The organism is Bowmanella yangjiangensis (assembly GCF_017255015.1).
In the GTDB taxonomy this organism is placed as follows: domain Bacteria; phylum Pseudomonadota; class Gammaproteobacteria; order Enterobacterales; family Alteromonadaceae; genus Bowmanella; species Bowmanella yangjiangensis.
Genome location: NZ_JAFKCS010000385.1, coordinates 1 through 759 on the forward strand (window position 1 = coordinate 1; position 759 = coordinate 759).

Genomic DNA, 759 nt, shown 5'->3' on the forward strand with positions numbered 1-759 from the left:
GATGCTGAAGAACGGCAACAGGTAAATCGTGGTCAATAGCTGCAGATTGCGCGTTCGGTCGATGATCATCAGCATGTACAGCGACACGCCGGCGTAGCCGATCTCGAGCGTGGCCAGCAGCCAGTTGTCGCGCAGCAGGTTGACCACGAAGAAGAACAGGCCGCCGACCAGAGTGATCCAGAGCAGGGCTTTGAGGACCAGGCGTCGATGTTGTTCGTTCTTGGCGAAGTGATCGGGCATTGGCTGTTCTCTGGCAGGATCGGGCAATCGTCTGGGCGGTTCGAGATGACACCTGGGGCTTATGCAGGAACCCTGCCGTCTGCGCGGCAAACCCGCAATCACTGAGGGTTTCGCGCAGGTCGGCGCTGATCATGATGCTGTGCTGGAGATGGCGACAGAATCACGACGTTAGTGGAGAGAGGGCGGTATGACAACGGCAGGCAAGAGGTGGGGACGCGGATCAGGGCTGCTGGCGCTGCTGATGGTGGCCGCCGTCACCTCGGTACAGGCGAGTGAAGATGTGGCATTGATCGACGCGATCAACGCCTATCGGGGCGAAATACAACGCTGCGGCGTGCAGGCCTCGGAGCCATTGCCACCGCTGGCGGACGACCCGCGCCTGGTGCTGCCTGCCAATGGCACGGCGGACCTGCAGGACGCGCTCGGCGCCGCCGGCTATCCGCTGGTCAACGTCAAGGCCATCACGCTTTCCGGGCCGCGTGATGCGCGTTCGGCCATGCAGGCGCTGAGCGAGAGTTT

General features: G+C 62.3%; 1 protein-coding gene and 1 pseudogene. One reads left to right on the top strand and one right to left on the bottom strand.

Annotated features, from left to right (window positions below; genetic code table 11):
- Window positions 1-240 (bottom strand): annotated as a pseudogene (locus tag J0A65_RS24705) (GGDEF domain-containing protein); the annotation flags it as partial.
- A gap of 187 nt (window positions 241-427) precedes the next feature.
- Here J0A65_RS24705 and J0A65_RS24710 point away from each other — a divergent pair.
- Window positions 428-759 (top strand): hypothetical protein (locus J0A65_RS24710; protein ID WP_206596888.1); only part of this gene is annotated, 332 nt, incomplete at its 3' end.